This is a genomic window from Nocardiopsis lucentensis DSM 44048, assembly GCF_000341125.1.
Classification (GTDB): domain Bacteria; phylum Actinomycetota; class Actinomycetes; order Streptosporangiales; family Streptosporangiaceae; genus Nocardiopsis; species Nocardiopsis lucentensis.
Map to the genome: position 1 here is coordinate 1 of NZ_ANBC01000363.1, position 6,539 is coordinate 6,539.

The window sequence follows — 6,539 nt, forward strand, 5'->3', positions numbered from 1 at the left end:
GTCGGTGAACGGACCCCACTGCACGCTCAGCGCGGGCAGGCCCCGGTGGCGGCGCGCGACGGCCAGGGAGTCCAGGTAGGCGTTGGCCGCCGCGTAGGCGGCCTGGCCGACGTTGCCGACCAGCGCCGCGGCCGAGGAGAACAGGACGAAGAGGTCGAGCGGGTCGTCGGCGGTCAGGGCGTCCAGGTGGCGGGCGCCGTCGACCTTGGGGGCCAGGACGCGTTCGGCCGCCTCGGGGGTCAGGGTGGCGATCGTCGCGTCGTCCAGGACGCCGGCCGCGTGCACGACACCGCACAGCGGGGCGCCGTCCTCACGAAGTCCGGCCAGGAGCTTGCCCACCTCCGCGGCGTCGCTGACGTCGGCGGAGGCCGTGCTGACCCGGACCCCGCGCTCGCCGAGCGCCGCGATCCGCTCCCGGGCCCGGTCGTCGGGGCGCGAGCGGCCGACCAGGGTGAGGTGGCGGGCGCCCCGGTCGGCCAGGTGCTCGGCCAGGGACAGGCCCAGGGCGCCCAGGCCGCCGGTGATCAGGTAGGCGCCGTCGGCGCGCAGGCGCCCGTCGGGCATCGCCTCGGGGGCGATGGAGGTGACGGTGTCGGGGTCGGTGAGCACGATCTTGCCCACGTGCGTGCCGCGGGCCATGTCGCGCAGCGCCTCGGCGGCCTCCGCGAAGGGGCGTTCGGTGTACGGCAGCGGGGTGAGATCGCCCTCGCGTACCCGGTCCCACACCCGGTCGAGGAGGTGGGCGAAGCGTCCGGGGCGGCGGGACATGAGCCCGGCCAGGTCGACGGCGGCGAAGGACACGCCCTTGCGGAACTCCGACAGGTCCAGGGAGCGGCCCTGGTAGATGTCCTTCTTGCCGACCTCGACGAACCGGCCGTCCTCGGCCAGGACCCGCATGCCCAGGCCGATGGCGGCCCCGGACAGGGAGTTGAGGACGACGTCGACGCCCCGGCCGCCGGTGGCCGCCCTGACGCCGTCGGCCCAGGACAGGTCGCGGGAGTCGAAGACGTGCTCGATGCCCGACTCACGGAGGAGGCGCCGCTTGTCCTCGCTGCCCGCCGTGGCGATGACGGTGGCGCCGACCGACCGCGCCACCTGGACCGCCGCCTGGCCGAGGCCGCCGGCCGCCGAGTGGATCAGCACGGTCTCCCCCGCCTCCAGGCGGGCCAGGTCGCACAGTCCGTACCAGGCGGTCATGGCCACCAGGGGCAGGGTGGCCGCCTCCGCGTCGCCGATGTGGTCGGGCACGGGGCGCACGTGGTCGGCGCTCAGCGTGACGTGGGAGGCGATGGCGCCGAAGACGCAGGCCACGACCCGCTGGCCGGGCTCCAGTCCGGCGACGCCCTCGCCGACGTCGGTGACGCGCCCGGCGCACTCGCCGCCGAACAGGTCGCCGCCGCTGGGGTCGGGGTAGGTGCCCAGGGCCTTCATGACGTCGATGAAGTTGAGCGCGGAGGCGGTGACGCGGACGCGCACCTCGCCCGGGCCGGGTCGTCCGGCGGCGGTGGTGGGCCGGTACACCAGGCGCTCCCACAGCCCGGGGCGGTCGCTGGTGAGGCGGTGGGGGCGGTGGGGGGTGGTCCAGGGCACCGGGACCGGGCCGCTGTCGTCCGCGCCCGCGGTGAGGCGGCCGACCAGGCGGCGCCCGGGCCGCACGAGGACCTGGTCCTCGCCGTCGTCGGCGAGCAGTTCGACCACCGCGTCGGCGACCCGGTCGGGTCCGGCCACGTCGATGACGCGCGGGGCCAGTTCCGCGTGCTCGCGGCGCAGGACCCGGGTGAACCCCCAGCACAGGGCGGCTCCGGGGTCGGGGACCTCGGTGGTGTCGGCGGCCTGCGCGGCGTGGGTGAGCACCGCCAGGCGGGGCGGGACGCCGCGGGCGGCGCAGGCGCGCACGGTCCCGGTCAGGGCGGTCAGCGCCGCGCGCTGGGCGTCGAGGCCGCGTCCGGCGGCGGGGGTGACGTGCACGAGGGCGTCGAAGGGGGTGTCGGCGGTCTCGTCGGCGGTTCCCGCCCGGTGGACCTCGGCCCCGGCCTCCTCCAGCGCGCGGGCCAGGTCGTCGGCCCCGTCGGCGGGGTCTCCGACGACCGCCCAGGTGCCGGGGTCGGCGGCCGTGGCGGTGGGGAGGGGGCGTTCGACGTAGGTCATGCGGTGGCGGCGCTCGGTGTCGGCGTCGTGCGCCTCGGTGTCCCCGATCGGGCTCAGGCGCAGGCCCCGCATGGTCATCAGGGGGCGTTCGGCCTCGTCGAACAGGGTGAGGTCGTACAGGTGGGTGTCGCGGCGCACGGCGTGGCTCCACCCGGCCAGGACCGGCTGGGCCAGGTCCTGGTGGAGGACCACCCGTTCCACGCCGGTCGGCACGACCGTGGCGTCGTCGTCGCACAGGGCGAGAGTCACCTGGAGGGCGCCGTCCCACAGGGCGGGGTGCAGGCCGTGGGGGCGCGCGCCGACCCGGCCGCGCTCGTCCAGGCCCAGCCTGCCCAGGGCGGCGGTGCCGTCGTGGCGCAGTTCGGTGACGGAGCGGAAGGTCGGGCCGTAGTTCAGGCCGCGGGCGGCGCAGGCGGTGTAGAAGTCCGCCGTGTCCCGTTCCGCGGCGGTGCGCAGCCGCTCGGGGAAGGCGTCGGGTCCGTCGGAGTCGGTGGTCCCGGTGGCGGCGTGGTGCACGCGGGCGGTGGCGTGGGTGGTCCAGCCGGTGGCGCCCTCGGGCAGGGACATCAGGGTGAGGCTGCCGCCCTCGGGGACGTCGTCGCGCCACAGCACGGCCAGGCGGGCGGTGTCGTCGGCCAGGGTGAGGTCGCTGAGGAACCGCACGTCGGCCAGGGCACGGGGCAGCGCGTCGCCGCGCGCCCGGGCGGCGGTGAGGGCCAGGGCGAGCATGCCCGCTCCGGGCAGGACGACGGCGTCGTGCACGCGGTGGTCGTCGAGCCAGGGCTGGTCGCGGGTGTCGAGGGTGAGCTCCCCCTGCCAGGCGTCCTGTTCGACGGTGAGCGGGGACAGGGTGAGGTCGGTGCCGCCGCCGGTGCGTCCGCGCCCCTCGGGCACCCAGTGGCGGGTGCGCTGCCAGGGGTAGGGCGGCAGGTCGGTGCCGGGGGCGTCGGGCACGTGGGCCACGGGCTCCAGACCGGCGGCGTAGGCCCGGGCGAACGCCCCGGCCAGGTCGGTGGTGGTGCCCTGGTGGCGGCGCAGCGTGGTCAGCACGGCCGCGTCGCCGCCGTGGGCGTCGACCAGCCCCTCCAGGGCCATGGCGAGGATGGGGTGGGCGCTGATCTCGACCAGGTGGGTGACGCCGTCGTCGAGCAGGGCGTTGACGGACTCGGTGAAGCGCACGGGGCGGCGCAGGTTGTCCACCCAGTACCGGCCGTCGAGCTCGCTCCCGGTCAGGGAGCGCACCAGGACCGTGGACATCAGGGGCAGGCGCCCCTCGCGGGGCGCCACGCCCGCCAGCTCCTCGGCCAGGCCCTCGGCGACCTCCTCCACCTGGGGGCTGTGCGAGGCGTAGTCCACCTTGACCAGGCGGCAGTCCACCCCGTCGGCCTCCAACAGCTCCTTGAGCACCAGGACCGAGTCCGCCTCGCCGGAGAGCACGCAGGAGGTGGGGCCGTTGTCCACCGCCAGGGACACGAACTCCTCGAAGCCCGCCAGGGCTCGCTCGGCGGCGTCCCGGTCGAGCTCGACGGCCATCATCAGCCCCCGACCCGCGATGGCGCGGACCGCCGCGCTGCGGCGGGCGACCACGCGGGCGGCGTCCTCGTACGTCAGGGCGCCGCTGACGGTGGCCGCGGCGACCTCGCCCTGGCTGTGGCCGACCACGACGTCGGGTTCGACGCCCGCGGCGCGCCACAGTTCGGCCAGGCCGACCGAGGTCGCCCAGAGCACGGGCTGGACCATGTCGACGCGGTCCGTCCAGTCGGTCCCGGCCCCGCCGGAGACCACCTCGGCCAGATCCCAGTCGACGTGGTCGGACAGGGCGCGCCCGCAGCGCTCGACGGTCTCCCGGAAGAGGGGGGCGTGGCGCATCAGGTCGCGCCCCATCTCCGCCCACTGGGATCCCTGGCCGGGGAAGACGAACGCCACCCGGCCGACGGGGCCGGGGTGGCCGGTGACGACGTCGGGGGTCTGGTCGGGGTCATGGGAGCCCTCGGCCAGGGAGCGCAGCCCCCCGACCAGCGCGTCGGGGTCGGTCGCGGTCAGGGCGGCGCGGACCGCAAGGTGGTCGCGCCGGTGCGCCAGGGCGCCCGCCGCGCCGTGCGGGTCCAGCTCCCCCGACTCCAGGGCGTCGGCCAGCTCCGCGGCGCGCTGGCGCAGCGCGGCCTCGGAGTGCGCGCTCAGGGCGGTGAGGTGGCCGGGCACCGGGCCGCCGGTCGCCGGGGTCCGCCCGGTCTCGGGCGGGGAGGCGAGGACGGCGTGGGCGTTGGTGCCGCCCCATCCGAAGGAGTTGACCGCCATGTACAGGGGCTCGTCCCCCGGCAGGTCCAGGCGGGAGCGGACCGGGGTCAGGTTGAGTCCGTCGAAGTCGATGGCGGGGTTGAGCGCCTGGGCGTGCAGGCTGGCGGGGACCGCGCGGTGACGCAGCGCGAGGACGACCTTGACCAGCCCGGCCAGACCGGCGGTGGCCTCCAGGTGGCCGATGTTGGTCTTGACCGACCCGATGGGCAGCGGACCGGCCCCGGGTGAGCGGGCGGCGCCCAGGATCCGGCCGAGGGCGCCCGCCTCGACGGGGTCGCCCTTGGGGGTGCCGGTGCCGTGCGCCTCGACGTAGGCGAGCCGCTCCGGGGACAGGCCCAGGTCGGCGTAGGCGGTGCGCAGCAGGTCCTCCTGGCCCGCCGGGTTGGGCGAGGCCAGGCTGTCGCCGCCGCCGTCGTTGTTGACGGCGGTGCCCGCCAGGACGGCGTGGATCCGGTCGCCGTCGGCAAGGGCGGCTTCCAGGGGCTTGAGGTGGAGGGCGACGACGCCCTCACCGCGCACGAACCCGTCGGCGTCGGCGGAGAAGGCCTGGCACAGGCCCTGCTCGGAGAGGCCTCCGAAGTGGGTCAGCCCGATGGTCACGTCGGGGGTGAGGATGAGGTTGACCCCTCCGACCAGCGCGGAGTCGATCTCGCCGTGGCGCAGGGCCTGGGCGGCCAGGTGGAGGGCGACCATGGCCGAGGAGCATCCGGTCTCGACGGTCATGCTGGGGCCGGTCAGACCCAGGACGTAGGAGACGCGGGCGGCGACCACGTCCAGGGCGTTGCCGACCGCGCTGTGCTGGGTGGCGGTGGCGCCGCGCTCCTTGCGCAGGATCTCGTAGTCGTGCCAGGAGGCGCCCACGTACACGCCGCAGCGGGTGCCGCGCAGGCGGGCGGCGGGCTGGCCACCGTCCTCCAGCGCCCGCCAGGCGGCCTCCAGCATGAGGCGCTGCTGGGGGTCGATGTCCCCGGCCTCGCGCGGGGAGACGCCGAAGAAGGTCGGGTCGAAGTCGGCGACGCCGTCGAGGAAACCGCCGACCGCCTGGACGCGCTTTTCCGGGTCGAGTTGGGCGGTGGCGTCCCAGCGTTCGGCCGGGACCGGACCGATGGCGTGGCGGCCCTTCGCCAGCATGTCCCACAGGGCGTCGGGGTCCGGGGCGCCGGGCAGGCGGGCGGCCAGTCCGACGATCGCGATGTCGCGCGGGGCGCTGGAACCGTGGTGCGCTGGGCTCAAGGTGTACCTCCGGTGGCGACGGGGCCGCGGTGCAGCGGCCGGATGCGCATGAAGCGTCGGGTGAGCAGGTCGAGCAGCAGGCCCGTCCCCCGCCGCCCGGCGTGCCGGCTCAGGGCGGTGAGGGTGAGCAGACGGGTGTGCCGGAGGTGGTGGGGGGCTCCGTGCACGTCGTCGAAGGCGTAGACGCTCAGGCCGTCGTGCAGCGCGGCGGCCTCGCGCCAGTCCCGGGCGGGGATGATCTCGTCGCGGGTGCTGGCCACGTAGGTGATCGGAAGGCGCAGCGCGGCGATCTCCCCGGGGTCCAGGGCCAGTTCGTCCAGCCGGTCCCACAGCTCGTCGGCGTCGACCCCGGCGGCCCGGGCCAGCGCGGCGCGGGTGATCGCGGGCATCCGCGCCCGCGCGTCGGGGTCGGTGAAGAAGGCGCGCAGGGGCGCGCCGACGGTGACCAGGTGGCGCAGGCGCGTGTCCCGCGCCGAGCAGAGCACGGCCAGGTGGCCGCCGAAACTGGGGGCCACGGCCAGGGTGCGGGTGGCGTCGCAGTCGGCGGCGACGGCGTCCATGATCGCGGTGTACACGCCCGCCGCCGCCCGGGAGTAGGCGACCCCGTTCTCGCCCACGCCGGGGAAGTCGGCGACGGCCACCGCGCAGCCCAGGCGGCGGCCCAGGCCCAGGAACGGGCTCCACTGCTCCTTGAGGGAGACGATGCCGCCCATCATCACCACGAGCGGGGCGTCGGGACGGGTGGGGCGGGAGAACAGGAAGGGCACGTCGGTGCCGTCCACGCGGGCCGTCCGCCGCTCGCCGGCGCCGGTCTCGGTCAGCGACGAGGCGGCCACTGCGGCGGCGGGGGGGGGCGCCCC

At 76.4% G+C, this 6,539-nt stretch carries 2 protein-coding genes; both read right to left on the reverse strand.

What is annotated here, in order from left to right:
* Window positions 1–5,679, reverse strand: a 5,679-nt coding sequence (locus D471_RS42315; RefSeq protein ID WP_017598911.1) for a type I polyketide synthase, incomplete at its 3' end; no start/stop codon positions are given.
* Window positions 5,676–6,539 (reverse strand): alpha/beta fold hydrolase (locus tag D471_RS0112435; RefSeq protein ID WP_152486290.1); only part of this gene is annotated, 864 nt, incomplete at its 5' end. The genes D471_RS42315 and D471_RS0112435, both read right to left, overlap by 4 nt.